We start from the raw sequence: 18,412 nt of genomic DNA on the forward strand, positions 1-18,412 counted from the left end.
GCGGGCGCACTCCCGCGCGGGGCGTGTGCCGTCCGGGGTATGTGCGGCCCGCACACCGGAAGAAGTCCTTCCGTGACGGCGGAACCCACACTTCTCCCGGGCCCCGCCGTACCCTTCTCCGGGCCCCGCCACACCGCTCTCCGGGTCCCGCCACACCGCCGTACACCCCTGAGGCCGCGAGCCCGCCGTGTCCCTACAGGGCGCCTCTGCGTGTCGTCCCTACAGGGCGCCCTTGCGCGTCAGATGGTTGAAGGCCAGCCACCCCGGCAGCACCGGTAGCCAGAGCGTCAGCAGCCGGAACATCAGCACCGCCGGTGCGGCCACCTCCTTGGGCAGCCCCACCGCGATCAGACCGACGGTGAGCGTGGCCTCGACCGCGCCCACCCCGCCAGGCGTCGGGGCGGCGGAGCCGAGGGCGTTGCCGGCAAGGAAGACCACGGCCACGCTCGCGATGCTGAGCGAGGTCGACTCGTCGCCGAACGCCCGGATGGAGGCGTCCAGGCACATCACGAAGCAGGCGGTGAGCAGCAGCATGCCGCCGATGCCGGTGACGAGCTTCTGCGGGCGCTGGAGCACGTCCAGCATGCGCGGCACGACCCCCGCGAAGAGCGACCGCACGCGCGTGACCACGAACTTCCGCAGGAACGGCACCGAGGTGACCACCAGTACGAGCACCGCGACCGTCAGCAGCCCGGCGATCACCGTCCGGGACGGCGACAGCGACGGTGTCTTCTCCGTACCGGTCAGATAGCCGAAGGACAGCAGCATCAGGATGTGGCAGCCGAGCCCGAACAGCTGGGACGCGCCCACACTCGCCACCGCGAGCCCCGGGCGTACGCCCGCGCGCTGCAAGAAGCGCGTGTTCAGGGCCACACCGCCCACCGCGGCTGGTGCCACGATCTTCACGAACGACCCGGCGACCTGGGCGGCCACCGTCCGTACGAACGGCACCCGCTCCGGCACGAACCCCAGCAGCGCCATCGCCGCCGCCACATAGCTGAGCGCCGAGAACGCCACCGCCGCCGCCAGCCAGCCCCACTGGGCGTGCGCGAAGAGCGTGTTGAACTCGATGTGCGTGAGCTGCGTCAGCAGGTAGTACGCGCCGATGGCACCGGCGATGAAGCTGATCAGGGTGCGCGGCCGTACGCGCTCCAGCCGGGCCGGCTCCACCGGGGCCTGCGGCCTGATCCGCAGCACCTGGTGGCGGATCTGGGTCAGCAGGTCGTCCTCGCGGGCCCCGTCTATGGCCTCCTCGATGGCCCGCTTCTCCGCCCGTGCCTCGGCACGCTCGGCCTTCTTGCCCTGCTTGTCCTGCTTCTTGTCCGGCTTGTTCCGGTCCGCCGCCTCCGGCTTGTCCAGGACGACACCGGGCGGGGCCCCGGCGTCGGCGCCGATGTCGGCGCTCTGCGCGGCGTGCTCCAGGCGGGTCTGCTTGGCCTGCCGGGACGCCTCCAGGACCGCGTCGCGCTCCCGCTGCGCGCGCTCCCGCGCGAGCCGGCGCAAGGTGGCACGGGTGGAGCGGGTCAGGGCGATGGGCTGGAGCATGGGCAGGCAGTCGGCGACCGCGTCCGGCCCCAGGACGTCCACCGCGGAGGCGACGGCGCGCTCGGCGCCCACCCGCAGGCCGAGCGTCGTCACCAGCTGGGCGACGTCCATGCGCAGCAGCAGATCGCCCGCGGCGATCTCCCCGCCGCGCAGATCGGTCAGGATCACCTTGCCGGAACGATCCACCACGATCGCGTCACCCGACAGCCTGCGGTGCGCGATGCGCCGGGACTGTAGGGCCCGCACCTGCTGCCAGGCGAGGCGCAGCAGCTCGTCGGTGATCTTCTCGTCGGGCAGCGAGTCGAGGGTGCGCCCGCCGGTGTGCTCGTAGACGAGCATCACGGCGTCGGGGCCCAGCTCGGAGGTCGCGATCAGCTTGGGCGCGTTGGCACCGGCCGCGATGGCCGCGTAGGCGAGGAGCGCCTCCTGCTCCAGCGCCTGGCGCAGCGACTGGAGGCTGCTGCGGGTCGCGAATCCGCGCAGGGTGATGTTGCGCCACAGCCGGTAGAAGAAGCCCTGCGCCTGCTGCTCGCGGTCGACGACCGTGACGTCCAGCGGCGGGCCGTCCTCCAGGGTGACGAAGTAGCGCCGGCCGCGGTCGCCGTTGTCCGCGGTGGTCTCCGCGGCCTCCTGGCGGGCCGCGCTCACCGGGTGGAAGCCGACGGTCTGGAGCCCCGCCATCAGGGTCCGTCCGGTGGGGCGGACGTTCGGTGAGCCGACCGCGTACAGCGTGCCGTAGGCGATGGACCAGCCGATCAGCACCGTCAGGATGATCGAGAACGGTGTCGTGTACCCGGTGACCAGCATGGAGAAGGCGTCGAGCAGCAGCACGATCCACAGCACCGAACGCCAGCGCGGCCTGCGGGACATGCCGACCGCCGTCATGTACGCGATGACCGGGGCGAGATAGCCGTGGACCGGGTCGGTCAGCGCGTGCAGATTGCCGGGGGAGGGCTGGGTGAGGGCGTCCTGGATCGAGCCCGGGGCGGCCTTGGCCACCCACAGGTCGGTGGCGAGCGTCACCCCGTGTGCCAGGACCGCCGCGAGGACACCGTCCGCGATCCGCAGTCCGTCGCGTTTGATCAGCCGTTCGATCGCGAAGGCGACCGGGACCAGCAGGATCGCGATGCTGGACACCAGCCCGGCGATCTTGATGAGCAGGTCGGGGGCCTGCCCCGTGCCCTTGTTGATGTCCTGTTCGAGGCCGGAGGTGGTGCCGTGCGCGAACGCGGCGACGGCGAGCAGGACGGCGATGGCGAGCACGCCCACGAGCAGCCGCATCAGGTCCGAAGGACGGTGCACGCGCGCGGGGAGCAGCGGCTCGTCACCCTCCAGTTCGTCGATGTGGGCCACGTCGGCACTCTCGTCGGGCCGGTCCTGCGCCGCGTCCGTTCCCTTCGCGGGGTCCTCGGCGGAGTCCTTGTGACCGGCGGGGTCGGCGGGATCGGCATGTTCGGCACGGCTGACTTGGTCGGCACGGTCGGCACGGTCGGCGTCCGGGCGCGACGAGACCCCAGAGGTGCCCTCCGCGTCGTCGGGGTGCACACCCTGCTGATTCATCGTCTCTTCTTGGTCTCGTATCACCGGTCACCGCCCGCACGATGGTGGCATGCCCCGCCGACACACGGGGGCATCAGGGTGCATATGCGGGTCCGACAGTCTGCCCCACGCGCCGCCCGCGAGCGAGGCGGCCGGTTCGCGGGGACCCCGCCGCGCTGTCGGTGGTGTGCGGCAGGATGGCTGGGATGAGCGAAGTGAGCTTTCCCGGCGGCGAGGGGCCCGGCGGCCCACAGGAGCTGCCCGAGTACGCCGAGCGGGTCCTGGAGGTCGCCGAGGGGATCCCGGCGGGCCGGGTCATGACGTACGGGGACGTCGCCGAGTGGCTGGAGGAGGGCGGACCCCGCCAGGTGGGGCGCGTCATGGCGCTCTACGGCGGCGCCGTCCCCTGGTGGCGGGTCGTCCGCGCGGACGGCACCCTGCTCCCGGGCCACGAACTGCGCGCGCTCGCCCACTACCGCTCCGAGGGCACACCACTGCGGGAGGCGGGCCGGGCGGCCGAGGGCCACCTGCCCCGGCTCGACATGAGGCGGGCCCGCTGGGACGGCGACAGCGGTGGACGTGCGCAGGGTCACACCTGACAGCTTCCGCCATCCGGCGGGCCCGTGGGGAGCCCGGAACCCGTACGGGCGAATCCGGGCACCGGCGGGCAATGCCGTACGTTCGTGCAGTGGGGGACACCCGTGACGGCGGTGCCCGCGGTGCCCGGTGAGGCGTACGGGAAGAAACGGAAGCCCGGCCTCCAGGGCGGTGGCGGGCGTAGCGTCGCCCCAGCGCGTCCCCCTCACCCCGAGGCCACCGCCCGCCACGACCGGCGGGCCGCACCCGCGGCCACGGCGCCCCGCGCCGTCCGTGACACCACCCAGCACACCCACCAGGACCGGCGAACCACGTGAGCTCCTCTTCCTCCACCAGGCGCCTGCCGCACCCCCAGGTGCGGCAGGGGAACCGTGGCGCTCACCGACTGGTGCGTACCCCGCCCACCCGACCGGATCCCCCTCGTCTGGACGCCGCCCAGCGTGCCGTGGTTGACCACCGGAGCGGTCCGCTGCTCGTCCTCGCCGGTCCGGGCACCGGCAAGACCACCACCCTGGTCGAGTCCGTCGCCGCGCGGATCGCCCGCGGCCAGGACCCCGAACGCGTCCTGGTCCTGACCTTCAGCCGCAAGGCCGCCGTGGAACTGCGCGACCGCATGGCGCAGCGCACCGGAGCCGCCCGCGCGCCCCGGGCCACCACCTTCCACTCGTTCTGCTACGCCCTCGTCCGCGCCCACCAGGACAGCGATCTGTTCGCCGAGCCGCTGCGGCTGCTGTCCGGACCCGAGCAGGACGTGACCGTCCGCGACCTCCTGGCCGGGCAGGTCGACCTGGAGCGGCTGGGCCTGGCCCATGTGCGCTGGCCCGACGAACTGCGCGCCTGCCTGACCACCCGCGGCTTCGCCGACGAGGTCCGCGCCGTCCTCGCCCGCAGCCGCGAACTGGGCCTCGGCCCCGACGCCCTGGCGGCGTTCGCGCGCCGCACCGGCCGCCCCGACTGGCAGGCCGCGGCCGCCTTCCTCGCCGAGTACCTCGACGTCCTCGACCTCCAGGGCGTCCTCGACTACGCCGAACTCGTCCACCGCGCGGTCCTCCTCGCCGCCCGCCCCGAGGTCGTCGGGCAGCTCGCCGGCCAGTACGACATCGTCTACGTCGACGAGTACCAGGACACCGACCCGGCCCAGGTGCGGCTGCTGCACGCCCTGGCGGGGGGCGGCCGCACCCTGCTCGCCTTCGGCGACCCCGACCAGTCGATCTACGCGTTCCGCGGCGCCGACGTGAACGGCATCCTCGACTTCCCGGACACCTTCCCGCGCGCGGACGGCAGCCCGGCGCCCGTCGCCGTGCTGCGCACCTCCCGCCGCTCCGCCGACGCGCTGCTCACCGCGACCCGCCTGCTCACCCGCCGTATGCCCCTCACCCGGCTCCCGGCCGACAAGGTCCGCGCCCACCGGGAACTGCTCCCCGTCCACGAGGGCGGGCGCGTCGAGGTCCACACGTACCCGACCGCGGGCACCGAGGTGGACAACATCGCCGACATCCTGCGCCGCGCCCACCTGGAGGACGGCGTCCCGTGGAGCGACATGGCCGTACTGGTCCGCGCCGGTGCCCGCGCCATACCGACCCTGCGCCGTGCCCTGACGGCCGCCGGGGTGCCCCTGGACATCGACGGCGACGACCTGCCGCTGCGCCATGAACCGGCGGTCGCCCCGCTGCTCACCGCACTGCGCGCGGTGGCGGCGGCCGAAGCGGCGGCGCGCCCGGACCCGGCCCGACGGGAGTCCGGACCGGATTCGGCAGCGGAGCACGGCCGGGACCGGGACGGCGGGCGGAGCCGGGCGGACGGCGGTCAGGACGAGGACGGCCCGGAGCCCTGCTGGCTGGACACCGAGACCGCGCTGACCCTGCTCGCCTCGCCGCTCGCCGGTATGGACACCGCCGACCTGCGCCGCCTCGGCCGCGCGCTGCGCGACGAGGAGCGGGCCGCGGGACACCATCTGCCGCCGCCCTCGGACGAACTGCTCGCCCGCGCCCTGGCCGCACCGGAGCGCCTGGTGACGCACGACCCCGCGTACGCGCGTGGCGCCCAGCGCCTGGGCGCGCTGCTCAGGAAGGCCAGGGAGCGCCTCGCGGGCGGCGGCACCGCCGAGGAGGCCCTGTGGGACCTGTGGGAGGGCACACCGTGGCCCACGCGGCTGGAGCGGGCCGCCCGGCGCGGCGGCGCCGCGGGACGCAACGCCGACCGGGACCTGGACGCCGTCTGCGCGCTGTTCGCGACCGCCGCGCGCGCGGAGGAGCGCACCGGCGGCCGGGGCGCGCTGAACTTCCTGGAGGAGATCGACGCCCAGGACATCGCCGCCGACACGCTGACCCGGCGTGCCGTACGACCCGACGCGGTGCGTCTGATGACGGCGCACCGCTCCAAGGGCCTCCAGTGGCGCCTGGTCGTCGTCGCGGGCGTCCAGGAGGGGCTGTGGCCTGACCTGCGGCGCCGCGGCTCCCTGCTGGAGGCCGACCGCATCGGACGCGACGGCCTCGCCGCGCCGCTCCCCCCGGGCGCCCTGCTGGCGGAGGAGCGCCGCCTCTTCTACGTGGCCGCCACACGCGCGCGTGAACGGCTGGTGGTGACCGCGGTGAAGGCCCCCGCCGACGACGGCGACCAGCCCTCGCGCTTCCTGACCGAGCTCGGCGTGGAACCCAAGGACGTCACCGGCCGCCCCCGCCGCCCCCTGTCCGTGGCGGCCCTGGTCGCCGAACTGCGCGCCACCACCGTCGACCCGCGCGTGTCCGACGCCCTCAGGGAGGCCGCCGCGCACCGGCTGGCCCGGCTCGCCGCCCTCAGTGACGAGGACGGCCGCCCCCTGGTCCCCTCCGCGCACCCCTACCGCTGGTGGGGCATGGCCGAGCCGACCGCGAGCGAGGTGCCGCTGCGCGACCGCGACCAGCCCGTCGTGCTCTCCGGCAGCGCCCTCGACCAGCTCGCCAACACCTGCGCCCTCCAGTGGTTCCTGGGCCGCGAGGTGAAGGCCGACGCACCGGCCAGCGCCGCCCAGGGATTCGGCAACGTCGTGCACGTCCTGGCCGACGAGGTGGCCTCCGGCCGGACACCCGCCGACCTCGCCGTCCTGATGGAACGCCTGGAGACCGTCTGGAACGCCCTCGCCTTCGACGCCCCCTGGAAGTCGCGGCAGGAACGGGACAATGCGCGCGTGGCGCTCGAACGCTTCCTGAAGTGGCACGTCCTGGACCGTGCCGGACGCACCCCGGTGGCCAGCGAGCACGGTTTCGACGTGACGCTCGGCGCGGGCGACCACCAGGTGCGCATCCGCGGCTCCATGGACCGGGTGGAGGCCGACCGGGACGGCCGTGCCTACGTCGTCGACTTCAAGACCGGCAAGCAGGCGCCCACCGGAGCCGAGGTGGCCCGCCACCCCCAGCTCGCCGTCTACCAGCTCGCCGTCCGCGAGGGTGCCGTGGACGACGCCTTCGACGGCACCCGGCCCGAGCCCGGCGGCGCCGAACTGGTCCAGCTCCGCCAGGGCGCGGCCAAGCGGGACGGCGGCGAGACCCTGCCCAAGGTGCAGGCCCAGGAGCCGCTGGAGGGGGAGTGGGTCGGCGACCTGCTGGCCACCGCCGCCGGGAAGGTGCTCGACGAGCGCTTCACCCCGACGACCGGCCAGCACTGCGCGCACTGCGCCTTCCGGGCCTCGTGCAGCGCCCGCCCGGAGGGCCGGCACGTCGTCGAGTGAGCGGGACGATCCGCCCGCCTGCCCGGTGCGCTCCGTCTGCCCGGCGCACCCCGCCCGTCCGGGTGCACTCCGCCCGTTCGGCGGCACCCCGCCGGTCCGGGGCTTCCTCCGTGCCCGGGTGACGTATCGCACCACCCGGCCTGACCTGCGGCTTCCCCGACCCTGAGGGCGGCCGCGGCCACGGTTGTCAGTGGTCGCCGCTAGCCTCTTCGACGTGCCCGCCCGTATCACCGATCCCGAGCAGCTCAAGGAGCTCCTCGGGATCCCCTTCACCCCGGAGCAGACGGCCTGCATCGTGGCGCCGCCCGCCCCGCAGGTGATCGTGGCCGGAGCCGGATCGGGCAAGACCACCGTGATGGCGGCCCGCGTGGTCTGGCTGGTGGGCACCGGTCAGGTCGCCCCCGAGCAGGTGCTCGGCCTCACCTTCACCAACAAGGCCGCCGGTGAGCTGGCCGAGCGCGTCCGCAAGGCACTCGTCCGCGCCGGTGTCACCGATCCCGACGCCATCGACCCGGACCACCCGCCGGGCGAACCGGTGATCTCCACGTACCACGCCTTCGCGGGCCGCCTCCTGACCGACCACGGCCTGCGCATCGGCCTGGAGCCCACCACACGTCTGCTCGCCGACGCCGGCCGCTACCAGCTCGCCGCCCGGGTGCTGCGCGAGGCGTCCGGCCCCTACCCGGCCCTGACCCGCTCCTTCCCCGACCTGGTGGGAGACCTCCTCACCCTCGACGGCGAGCTGGCCGAACACCTCGTACGCCCCGAGGACCTGCGCGCCTGGGACGCGGAGCTGCTGCACACCCTCCAGGACACCAGGCTCACCAACGCCGACCTGCGCAAGGTGCCCGAGACCGCCGCGGCCCGCCGTGATCTGGCCGAACTGGTGGGGCGCTACCGGGCCGCCAAACGCGAACGCGACCTGCTCGACTTCGGCGACCAGATCGCCCTGGCCGCACGGCTCGCCGGTCTCCCGGAGGTCGGCCGGGCCCTGCGCGAGGAGTTCCGGGTGGTCCTCCTGGACGAGTACCAGGACACCTCGGTCGCCCAGCGCATCCTGCTGGCCGGTCTGTTCGGCGAGGGCACCGGCCACCCCGTGACCGCCGTCGGCGACCCCTGCCAGGCGATCTACGGCTGGCGCGGAGCCTCCGTCGCCAACCTCGACGACTTCCCCGAGCACTTCACCCGCGCCGACGGCCGGCCCGCCGCCCGGCAGGCCCTCAGCGAGAACCGGCGCAGCGGCGGACGCCTCCTCGACCTCGCCAACGGCCTCGCCGCGCCCCTGCGCGCCATGCACGCGGGCGTGGAAGCCCTCCGCCCGGCCCCCGGCGCCGAGCGTGACGGCCTGGTCCGCTGCGCCCTGCTGGCCACGCACGCCGAGGAGATCGCCTGGCTCGCCGACTCGATCGCCCATCTGGTGCGCACCGGGAAGGCACCCGGCGAGATCGCCGTCCTGTGCCGTACGGCCACCGACTTCGCCGAGATCCAGGGCGCCCTGGTCGCCCGTGACGTCCCGGTCGAGGTGGTCGGCCTGTCCGGGCTGCTCCACCTGCCCGAGATCGCCGACCTCGTCGCCGTGTGCGAAGTCCTCCAGGACCCGGGGGCCAACGCCTCCCTGGTGCGGCTGCTGACCGGCCCGCGCTGGCGGATCGGCCCGCGCGATCTCGCCCTCCTCGGCCGCCGGGCGCGGCTGCTCGTCGCCCACGCGCGCGGGGACGCCGACGACGACCCGGACCGCAGGCTCGCCGAGGCGGTCGAAGGCGTCGACCCGGCCGAGGTGGTCTCCCTGGCCGACGCGCTCGACACGTTCCTGGAGGGCTCCCCGGACGGCCAGGACGACGGGCTGCCGTTCTCGCCGGACGCGCGCGTGCGCTTCGCCCGGCTCGCCGCCGAACTGCGCGACCTGCGCCGTTCCCTGTCCGACCCGCTGATGGACGTCCTGCACCGGGTGCTGGCCGTCACCGGCCTGGAGGTGGAGCTGTCGGCGTCCCCGCACGCGCTGGCCGCCCGCCGCCGCGAGACCCTCTCGAACTTCCTGGACGTCGCCGCCTCCTTCGCCGCGCAGGAGAGCGAGGCCACCCTGCTGGCCTTCCTCGGCTTCCTGCGCACCGCCGCCCAGTACGAGAAGGGCCTCGACAACACGCTGCCCGGCGGCGAGAACACCGTCAAAGTGCTCACCGCCCACCGGTCCAAGGGCCTGGAGTGGGACGTCGTGGCGGTCCCCGGCCTGGTCACCGGCGCCTTCCCCAGCAGCCAGGGCCGGGAGAAGTGGACCAGCCAGGGCAAGGTGCTGCCGCACGCCCTGCGCGGCGACGCCGCCACCCTGCCCGACGTGGACGACTGGGACGCGCGGTCCATGAAGTCCTTCCACGAGGCCATGAAGGACCACCAGCACACCGAGGAGCTGCGCCTCGGCTACGTCACCTTCACGCGGCCGCGCTCCCTGCTGCTCGGATCCGGCCACTGGTGGGGCCCGAGCCAGAAGAAGCCCCGCGGTCCCTCCGCGTTCCTGGAGGCGCTGTACGACCACTGCACGGCCGGGCACGGCGAGATCGAGGTCTGGGCGGAGAAGCCGGGGGAGGACGAGGAGAACCCCGCGCTGCACCAGGGTGCCGCCGACCAGGCGTGGCCCCTGCCGCTGGACGAGACGGCCCTGGCCCGCCGCCGGGCCGCCGCGGCGACCGTACTGGCTCACTTGGACAGCCTTGCCGGTCTCGCCGGTCCCGCCGCCGCGGACGGCCCCCGCGCGGACGCCGCCCACGGGGACGGCCCGGCCCACCCGGCCGCCGCCGTACACGACCCGGACTCCCCAGACGACCCGGACTGGCCCCCGCCCCCGGAGGACGAGGAACCGCCCTACGACGAGAAACCGCCCTACGACGAGGACGTGCCCTACGACGAGGACGTGCCCGCGGCGGACGCCCCCGGCGGCTACAGGCTGCCAGGGGACCCCAGCGATCCCGGCGGCACCGGTGAAATCGGTGACACCGGCGACACCGGTGACCGGGACTCCTGGAGCACGGACCGCCCCACCGTCCCGCACCAGGTCACACCGGTGGACGAGCACATCGCCGCACCGCTGCCGCCCCCGCACCCGACCGCCGCACCGGCCCCCGAAACCCTCCCGGGCCAGGGGAGCCCCCCGCAGCCCCGGCGCCTCACCCCGGAGGAGGCCCGCACCGTTACCTCCTGGGACCGCGACCTCGACGCGCTCGCCGGAGAGCTGCGGCGTTCCCGGCAGAGCGTCACCGACGTCCTCCTGCCGACCACCCTGACCGCCACACAACTACTGCGCCTGGCGGCCGACCCGGACGCCTTCGCGGCGGAACTCGCGCGCCCCATGCCGCGCCCCCCGCAACCCGCCGCACGCCGGGGCACCCGCTTCCACGCCTGGATCGAGACCCGCTTCGAGGCGCTCACGCTGCCCCTGCTGGAGCCCGAGGAACTGCCCGGCGCGGAGGAGACCGAGATCGCCGACGAACGCGACCTGGAAGCCCTCAAGGAGGCCTTCGAGCGCACCGAGTACGCCCACCGCACCCCCCATCGTGTCGAGGCACCCTTCCAGCTGGAGATCGCGGGCCGGGTCGTCCGCGGCCGGATCGACGCCGTCTACAAGGAGGGCGACGGCGAGGCGACGGCGTACGAGATCGTGGACTGGAAGACGCACCACTCGCACACCGCGGACCCGCTCCAGCTCGCCGTGTACCGGCTGGCCTGGGCCGAGCGGCACGGACTGCCCCTGGAGCGGGTCGGAGCCGCGTTCGTGTACGTCCGCAGCGGTGAGGTGGTCAGACCGCGGAACCTGCCGGACCGGGCCGCGCTGGAACGACTCCTGCTGGACGAGCCCGAGGACGGGTAGGGGTACGCGGGCGGCGGCCCCGCGGACGGGCAGCCGGACCGGCACCGAGGTCCCGGCGCAGTGTGACGAACCGCCCGAACGGGATGGCACCGAGTGCCGATAGGCTCGGGAGCATGAGCCAGACCCCGGACAGCGTCGTCCGTACGTACATCGAGCAGCACCGCACCGCCTTCCTCGACGACCTCGCCGAGTGGCTGCGCATCCCCTCCGTGTCGGCCCAGCCCGACCACGCGCCCGATGTACGGCGCAGCGCCGACTGGCTCGCCGCCAAGCTCCGGGACACCGGCTTCCCCACCGCCGAGGTCTGGCCGACACCGGGCGCCCCGGCCGTCTTCGCCGAGTGGCCCGCCGCCGACCCGGCCGCCCCCACGGTCCTGGTCTACGGACACCACGACGTACAGCCCGCCGCCCGCGAGGACGGCTGGCACAGCGAGCCCTTCGAGCCGGTCGTCCGGGACAACCGGCTCTACGCGCGCGGCGCGGCCGACGACAAGGGCCAGGTGTTCTTCCACACACTCGGGGTGCGCGCCCACCTCGCGGCCACCGGCGCCACCGCGCCGGCCGTCCACCTCAAGCTGCTGATCGAGGGCGAGGAGGAGTCCGGCTCCCCGCACTTCCGGGCACTGGTCGAGGAGCGGGCAGACCGGCTCGCCGCCGACACCGTGATCGTCTCCGACACCGGCATGTGGTCCGAGGACACCCCCACGGTGTGCACCGGCATGCGCGGGCTCGCCGAGTGCGAGATCCGGCTGTTTGGCCCGGACCAGGACATCCACTCCGGCTCCTTCGGCGGCGCCGTGCCGAACCCGGCGACCGCCGCCGCCCGTCTCGTGGCCGCCCTGCACGACGAGCACGCGCGCGTGGCCGTCCCCGGCTTCTACGACGGCGTGGTCGAGCTGACCGACCGTGAACGCGAACTCTTCGCCGAGCTGCCCTTCGACGAGGAGCGGTGGCTGCGCACCGCGAAGTCGTACGCCACCCACGGCGAGGCCGGGCACACCACGCTGGAGCGCATCTGGGCCCGCCCCACCGCCGAGGTCAACGGCATCGGCGGCGGCTACCAGGGCCCCGGCAGCAAGACGGTCATCCCGTCCGACGCGATGGTGAAGCTGTCGTTCCGCCTGGTCGCCGGGCAGGACCCCGACCACATCGAGAAGGCGGTCCGCGCCTGGATCGACGCACAGGTGCCCGAGGGGATCCGGCACGAGACGGTGTTCGGCGCGGCCACGCGTCCCTGCCTGACCCCGCTGGACCACCCGGCCCTGAGGTCCGTCGTCCGCGCCATGGAGCGGGCCTTCGGCACCCCGGTCCGCTTCACCCGCGAGGGCGGCTCGGGACCGGCCGCCGACCTCCAGGAGGTGCTCGGCGCACCCGTCCTCTTCCTGGGCATCTCCGTCCCCTCCGACGGCTGGCACGCCCCCGACGAGAAGGTCGAGCTCGATCTTCTGTTCAAGGGCGTCGAGACCAGCGCGTATCTGTGGGGCGACCTCGCCGAGCACTGGCGCGAGGTGCCCTGACCTGCCGCCGCCGTCCGGGACACCGCCGCGCGCGGGGCACACTGGAAGCGCCGCCCCGCGCCGCGAGGACCCCGTTCGGACCGGTCCCCTCCTGCCGCCCGTCCCGCTGAACCGCCGCCGAATCAACCGTTGCACCGGGGGAGTTGGAAGCACCCGTGACCACCTGGACCGACCACACCGCAGACCGACCCGTCTCGCTCACCGCGCCCAGCGGCATCGACCGGGCCGCCCACCACCGGCTCGACGAGGCATGGCTCGCCGCGGCGTGGAGCCACCCCACGACCCGCTGCTTCGTGGTCTCCGGCGGTCAGGCACTGATCGACGAGACGCCCGACGGCCGCACCGAGCTGGTGATGACCCCGTCCTTCGAGGCCCCCCTCACCGAGGCGCACCGCTACTTCCTCGGCACCGACGAGGACGGCGTCAGCTACTTCGCCCTCCAGAAGGACTCGCTGCCCGGCCGCATGGACCAGTCCGCGCGCCCGGCGGGCCTGCGCGAGGCCGGCCTGCTGCTGTCACCCCGGGACGCGGGCCTGCTGGTGCACGCCGTGGCCCTGGAGAACTGGCAGCGGCTGCACCGCTTCTGCTCCCGCTGCGGGGAGCGCACCGTGATCGCCGCGGCCGGCCACATCCGCCGCTGCCCGGCCTGCGGCGCCGAGCACTACCCGCGCACCGACCCGGCGGTGATCATGGCGGTCACCGACGACGAGGACCGCATCCTCCTCGGCCGCCAGGTGCACTGGCCCGAGGGCCGCTTCTCGACGCTCGCCGGGTTCGTCGAGCCCGGCGAGTCCATCGAGCAGTCGGTGCGCCGCGAGGTCCACGAGGAGGTCGGCGTCGCCGTCGGCCAGGTCGAGTACGTCGCCAGCCAGCCGTGGCCCTTCCCCTCCAGCCTCATGCTGGGCTTCATGGCCCATGCCACCTCGACCGAGATCGACGTCGACGGCGAGGAGATCCACGAGGCCCGCTGGTTCTCCCGCGAGGAGCTGCGCACGGCCTTCGAGTCCGGCGAGGTCCTGCCGCCCTACGGCATCTCCATCGCGGCCCGCCTCATCGAACTCTGGTACGGCAAGCCCTTGCCGACCAGGAGTGTCGTCTGACCGCGAGCACCGCGAGCACCGCGGGAAACAGGAGAAGGCGGCCCCCGGCGAACTCGGGGGCCGCCTTCCGACGCGGTCCGGCTCCACGTCCGGCGGACGCGGGGACAACGACCGGGCTCAGACGCCGATCTTCTGCTTGACCTGCGCCAGCGACGGGTTCGTCAGCGTCGAGCCGTCCTGGAAGAGCACGGTCGGCACCGTCTGGTTGCCGCCGTTCGCCTTCTCGACGAAGGCCGCGGACTCCGGGTCATGCTCGATGTTGATCTCGGTGTACGCGATGCCTTCGCGGTCCATCTGGCCCTTCAGGCGGCGGCAGTAGCCGCACCACGTGGTGCTGTACATCGTCACAGTGCCCGGCATGTCTCTTGTGCTCCTTCGGCGGGTCGGGGACGTCATCGTCGCAGTGGGGGAACGCGCGTCGCACACCGGGCATTCCCACCGGGGGTATCGGGGCGGGGCGCACAGCGCTTCGGCGTGACATGGGTCGCATCAGCGTGACACCGGTCGCAGGCGTGACACCGGTCGTATCAGTACGACCGCGAGGGGCTGCCTGTGGACAACCGGCTCACCTGTCTCCCGCGACCTGGCAGCATGGCGGTGTGACAGCAGCAACGCACTCCACCCTCTTCCCGCAGGTACCGGACTCTGCCGACGCGGTGCTCGAAGGGCTCGACCCCGAGCAGCGCGAGGTGGCCACCGCGCTGCACGGTCCGGTGTGCGTACTGGCGGGCGCCGGCACCGGAAAGACCCGGGCGATCACCCACCGGATCGCCTATGGGGTGCGCGCCGGTATCCTCCAGCCCTCGACCGTGCTCGCCGTCACCTTCACCAACCGCGCCGCGGGCGAGATGCGTGGCCGACTGCGCCAGCTCGGCGCCCAGGGCGTCCAGGCCCGCACCTTCCACTCCGCCGCCCTGCGGCAGTTGCAGTACTTCTGGCCGAAAGCGGTCGGCGGCAGCATGCCCCGCCTCGTCGACCGCAAGATCCAGCTCGTCGCGGACGCGGCCGCCGCCTGCCGTGTCCGGCTGGACCGGGGCGAGCTGCGCGACGCCGCCGCGGAGATCGAATGGGCCAAGGTCACCCAGACCGTCCCGGCCGACTACGCCCTCGCAGCCGCGAAGGCTGGCCGCGACATCCCGCGCGACGCCGCCGAGCTCGCCCAGCTGTACTCGGTCTACGAGGACCTCAAGCGCGACCGCTCGGTCATCGACTTCGAGGACGTCCTGCTGCTCACCGTCGCCATCCTCCAGGACCGGCGTGACGTCGCCGAACAGATCCGCGCCCAGTACCAGCACTTCGTGGTGGACGAGTACCAGGACGTCAGCCCGCTCCAGCAGCGACTGCTGGAGCTGTGGCTGGGGGAGCGGGACAGCCTGTGCGTCGTCGGCGACGCCAGCCAGACGATTTATTCGTTCACGGGAGCAACCCCCGACCACCTGCTCGACTTCCGTGCCCGCCACCCCGGCGCCACCGTCGTCAAGCTGGTCCGCGACTACCGCTCCACCCCTCAGGTGGTCCACCTCGCCAACGGACTGCTCGCCCTGGCCCGGGGCCGCGCCGCCGACCACCGGCTGGAACTGGTCTCACAGCGCCCCGCGGGCCCCGAGCCGGAGTACACCGCGTACGCGGACGAGCCCGCCGAGGCCGAGGGCGCGGCCCGCCGCATCCGTGACCTCATCGCCTCCGGCGTCCCGGCGAGCGGGATCGCGATCCTCTTCCGTACGAACGCCCAGTCGGAGACCTATGAGCAGGCCCTCGCGGACGCCGGGGTGCCCTACCAGCTGCGCGGCGCCGAGCGCTTCTTCGACCGCCCCGAGGTCCGCAAGGCCGGTATCGCCCTGCGGGCCGCCGCCCGCTTCGGCGGCAACGACGCGCTCCTCGACGACACCGTCGACCTGCCCTCGCAGGTGCGGGCCGTGCTGTCCGGGGAGGGCTGGACCCCGCAGCCCCCGGCGGGTTCGGGCGCCGTCAGGGAGAGCTGGGAGTCGCTGGCCGCGCTGGTGAACCTCGCGCGGGACTTCGCCGCGGCCCGCCCCGGCGCCACCCTGAGCGACCTGGTGGCCGAGCTGGACGAGCGCGCCAACGCCCAGCACGCCCCCACCGTAGAGGGCGTCACCCTGGCCTCCCTGCACTCGGCCAAGGGCCTGGAGTGGGACGTCGTCTTCCTGGTCGGCGTCGCCGAAGGCATGATGCCGATCACCTACGCCAGGACCGACGAGCAGATCGAGGAGGAGCGCCGCCTGCTCTACGTGGGCGTCACCCGCGCCCGTGCGCGGCTGTTCGTCTCCTGGTCGCTGACCCGCACTCCCGGCGGCCGCCCCAACCGCCGCCCGAGCCGCTTCCTGGACGGACTGCGTCCGGGCACGGCCGGCGCGACCGGGCAGGGCGCCGCGGGCGCCGTCGGGGGGATCGAGCGCGGGACCGCCCCGGCCGCGGGAGCGGCCCGTGCGGCGGGCGCCGTCCCCCGGCGCACCCAGCGCGTCCCGGCCCGCTGCCGGGTCTGCGGCCGCACCCTCACCGACGCCGGCGAGATGAAGCTGATGCGCTGCGACGACTGCCCCTCCGACATGGACGAGGGCCTGTACGAGCGGCTGCGCGAGTGGCGGGAGGAGCAGGCGCGGCTCAGCGGGCAGCCCGCCTTCTGCGTCTTCACCGACCGGACGCTGATGGCGATCGCCGAGACGGCGCCCGAGGACGCGCGCGAGCTGGCGCGCATCCCCGGTGTGGGGACGCGCAAGCTGCGCCGCCACGGGGCCGATGTTCTCGCCATCTGCGCAGGCCAGGAGCCCACGGACGAAGAGATCGACAACTGATACGAACTCGTCGGAAAAATAGTTTGCGCATGCCCCGGCAATCCCCATAGGTTCTTGGTCACGGGGACAGCGGCCTTCCTGAGGCCCTGATTCCGTGTTGTACTTGCATATCCGTACGGGCTGGTTCACCCCAGTCCCCCAGACGCCGAGAGGAGGCGAGTCCAGTGATCAGCATCAAGAGCAGCTTCTTCAGCACCGCCAAAATGACCGATCGCTCGGTCGCTTCCCTGTGCATGCTCGGCGTCTCGGACCAGGGCACCGGTGTGTCCGGCGTTCGCGCCGCGCGTCCGGCGTCCTCCCTGTCTCTCGCGGGTCTCCCTGTCCGCGAGGGCAATGAGCGACCGACCGAGGCACTGGAAGCAGTAGTGGCACAGGCCCGCGCCTATGCCTTTACGGCGGCCGGTGCCGGTATCCGGAAGCAGACGACGCACCACCACCAGATGTGGGCCTTCCGTGGGCCAGAACCCTGGAGTGATCCAGCCTGATCGTCGATCAGGCCGGCGCCTTCAGGGCCGCGGAACCCCACCCGGGATCCGCGGCCCTTCTGTTTTCCCCGAACGGGGACGACGGACCGAAGGGGCCTCGGGACAAGAAAAGAACCCGGTACCCAGCCGACACCCGGCCGACCCGGCCGGACCGACCAGACGAGGAAACACCAACCGTGCAACTCGAAGCGCACGCCCCGTCCGTACCGCCTTCCGACACGATCCCCAAGCCTGGTCTCACGGAGGACCCCGCCTTGATCCCCCTCACCGCGCTCACCGCGCTCGACGACGCCATCGAGAACCTCGGCGTGCCCGTCCCCTGCCGCTCCTACGACCCGGAGGTCTTCTTCGCCGAGTCGCCGGCGGACGTGGAGTACGCCAAGTCCCTGTGCCGCACCTGCCCGCTGATGGAAGCCTGCCTCGCGGGCGCCAAGGAGCGGCGCGAGCCCTGGGGTGTCTGGGGTGGAGAGCTGTTCGTCCAGGGCGTTGTCGTCGCCCGGAAGCGGCCCCGTGGCCGTCCGCGCAAGAACCCGGTTGCGGCATGAACATCCCAGGAACGATCGATCGCCCCCTCACGCACGACCCCCAGAAGCAGGCCCCGATGAAGCCGTCCGTCCCCAGCGAGCCCGCAGGCTCCGCCACCGAAGACGTCACCACCACCGGCGCGAACGACTCGCGTCAGAACAGGACCCGCGAGATGCAACTCATCCCAGAAGCCATGGCTCGTGCGCATATGCAGGAGCGGCTGCACGAGGCGGACCGCGAGCGCCACGCCCTGCGCGTGGTGGCCGCCCGCCGGATGCAGCGCCGTGCCGAGCGCGCCTCACGGCGTGCCCGTCGCGCGCTCGCCATGGCGGTCATGCACTGATCCGCCCACACCGCTCGGCGGTGACCTCCCGGCCGGGAGGTGAGCTTGATGCCCGCGGGGGCCGGTCCGTCCGTACGGACCGGCCCCCGCGGTGCGTTGTCCCCGCGCTCTGCCGGACCGGAGGTATCGTCGCCGGGTGACGCGTCCTCCCGGAGACCTCGACCACGGCGGCGAGCACGCACCGCGCCCGTCCGTGAGCTGTGCGCACTGCGGCACCCCGGCGGACGAACCGCCTCCCACCTGGACCTGCTCCGTCGAGGACGGTGTCCGCCGCTACTTCTGCGATGCCTGCTCCCGCGCACACCTCAGGTCGATCGAGGGACGGCTCGACTCCGCCCGATGGTGACCGCGGACACCGGCCGCCCTCCCGCGCGGACCTGACC

12 protein-coding genes are annotated in these 18,412 nt (G+C 73.6%); 10 read left to right on the forward strand and 2 right to left on the reverse strand.

Translation table 11 applies throughout. The annotated features are described in order from the left end of the window. Positions 1 to 219 precede the first annotated feature (219 nt). Complete coding sequence (locus B086_RS0135995; protein WP_018571294.1) at positions 220 to 3,105, reverse strand: lysylphosphatidylglycerol synthase transmembrane domain-containing protein; 2,886 nt, start codon at positions 3,103 to 3,105, stop codon at positions 220 to 222. A 185-nt stretch (positions 3,106 to 3,290) separates the two neighbouring features. On the opposite strand from B086_RS0135995, the gene B086_RS0136000 reads away from it, so the two are divergent. From B086_RS0136000 to nudC, 5 genes are all read left to right on the forward strand, one after another. Then, entirely contained in the window at positions 3,291 to 3,683 is a 393-nt protein-coding gene (locus B086_RS0136000) for an MGMT family protein (protein WP_018571295.1), read from the forward strand. 311 nt (positions 3,684 to 3,994) lie between these two features. Next, positions 3,995 to 7,387 carry an ATP-dependent helicase gene (locus B086_RS0136005; protein WP_078531307.1) on the forward strand — a complete coding sequence of 1,131 codons (3,393 nt, stop codon included), beginning with the start codon at positions 3,995 to 3,997 and terminating at the stop codon, positions 7,385 to 7,387. Positions 7,388 to 7,601: 214 nt separating this feature from the next. After that, entirely contained in the window at positions 7,602 to 11,246 is a 3,645-nt protein-coding gene (locus B086_RS0136010; RefSeq protein WP_018571297.1) for an ATP-dependent DNA helicase, read from the forward strand. 113 nt (positions 11,247 to 11,359) lie between these two features. After that, on the forward strand, positions 11,360 to 12,763 hold the full coding sequence (locus B086_RS0136015) for a dipeptidase (protein WP_018571298.1): 1,404 nt from the start codon (positions 11,360 to 11,362) through the stop codon (positions 12,761 to 12,763). Positions 12,764 to 12,918: 155 nt separating this feature from the next. Then, on the forward strand, positions 12,919 to 13,863 hold the full coding sequence (gene nudC / locus B086_RS0136020; RefSeq protein WP_018571299.1) for an NAD(+) diphosphatase: 945 nt from the start codon (positions 12,919 to 12,921) through the stop codon (positions 13,861 to 13,863). 117 nt (positions 13,864 to 13,980) lie between these two features. Here the strand turns inward: nudC and B086_RS0136025 are convergent, their stop codons facing one another. Beyond that, positions 13,981 to 14,223 carry a mycoredoxin gene (locus B086_RS0136025; RefSeq protein WP_018571300.1) on the reverse strand — a complete coding sequence of 81 codons (243 nt, stop codon included), beginning with the start codon at positions 14,221 to 14,223 and terminating at the stop codon, positions 13,981 to 13,983. Between the two features lie 239 nt (positions 14,224 to 14,462). On the opposite strand from B086_RS0136025, the gene B086_RS0136030 reads away from it, so the two are divergent. From B086_RS0136030 to B086_RS43475, 5 genes are all read left to right on the forward strand, one after another. Then, a complete protein-coding gene (locus B086_RS0136030) occupies positions 14,463 to 16,676 on the forward strand; it encodes an ATP-dependent DNA helicase UvrD2 (protein WP_234029432.1) in 2,214 nt (737 codons plus the stop codon). 164 nt (positions 16,677 to 16,840) lie between these two features. Further along, the gene (locus tag B086_RS0136035; protein ID WP_018571302.1) at positions 16,841 to 17,161 is read left to right on the forward strand and encodes a hypothetical protein; all 321 of its coding nucleotides are present in this window, start codon (positions 16,841 to 16,843) and stop codon (positions 17,159 to 17,161) included. Positions 17,162 to 17,337: 176 nt separating this feature from the next. Continuing rightward, entirely contained in the window at positions 17,338 to 17,706 is a 369-nt protein-coding gene (locus B086_RS0136040) for a WhiB family transcriptional regulator (protein ID WP_026253134.1), read from the forward strand. Then, the gene (locus tag B086_RS0136045; RefSeq protein WP_018571304.1) at positions 17,703 to 18,029 is read left to right on the forward strand and encodes a hypothetical protein; all 327 of its coding nucleotides are present in this window, start codon (positions 17,703 to 17,705) and stop codon (positions 18,027 to 18,029) included. The genes B086_RS0136040 and B086_RS0136045 overlap by 4 nt, the downstream gene beginning before the upstream one ends. 136 nt (positions 18,030 to 18,165) lie before the next feature. After that, positions 18,166 to 18,375 carry a hypothetical protein gene (locus B086_RS43475; protein ID WP_037888178.1) on the forward strand — a complete coding sequence of 70 codons (210 nt, stop codon included), beginning with the start codon at positions 18,166 to 18,168 and terminating at the stop codon, positions 18,373 to 18,375. Positions 18,376 to 18,412: the final 37 nt, after the last annotated feature.

It is taken from the genome of Streptomyces sp. PsTaAH-124 (assembly GCF_000373685.1).
In the GTDB taxonomy this organism is placed as follows: domain Bacteria; phylum Actinomycetota; class Actinomycetes; order Streptomycetales; family Streptomycetaceae; genus Streptomyces; species Streptomyces andamanensis.

Excerpts from the sequence above, each read along its gene's own strand:
- B086_RS0136025 (WP_018571300.1), bottom strand. The coding sequence starts at position 14,223 with ATGCCGGGCACTGTGACGATGTACAGCACCACGTGGTGCGGCTACTGC.
- B086_RS0135995 (WP_018571294.1), bottom strand. The coding sequence starts at position 3,105 with ATGAATCAGCAGGGTGTGCACCCCGACGACGCGGAGGGCACCTCTGGG.
- B086_RS0136045 (WP_018571304.1), top strand. The coding sequence starts at position 17,703 with ATGAACATCCCAGGAACGATCGATCGCCCCCTCACGCACGACCCCCAG.
- B086_RS0136015 (WP_018571298.1), top strand. The coding sequence starts at position 11,360 with ATGAGCCAGACCCCGGACAGCGTCGTCCGTACGTACATCGAGCAGCAC.
- B086_RS0136000 (WP_018571295.1), top strand. The coding sequence starts at position 3,291 with ATGAGCGAAGTGAGCTTTCCCGGCGGCGAGGGGCCCGGCGGCCCACAG.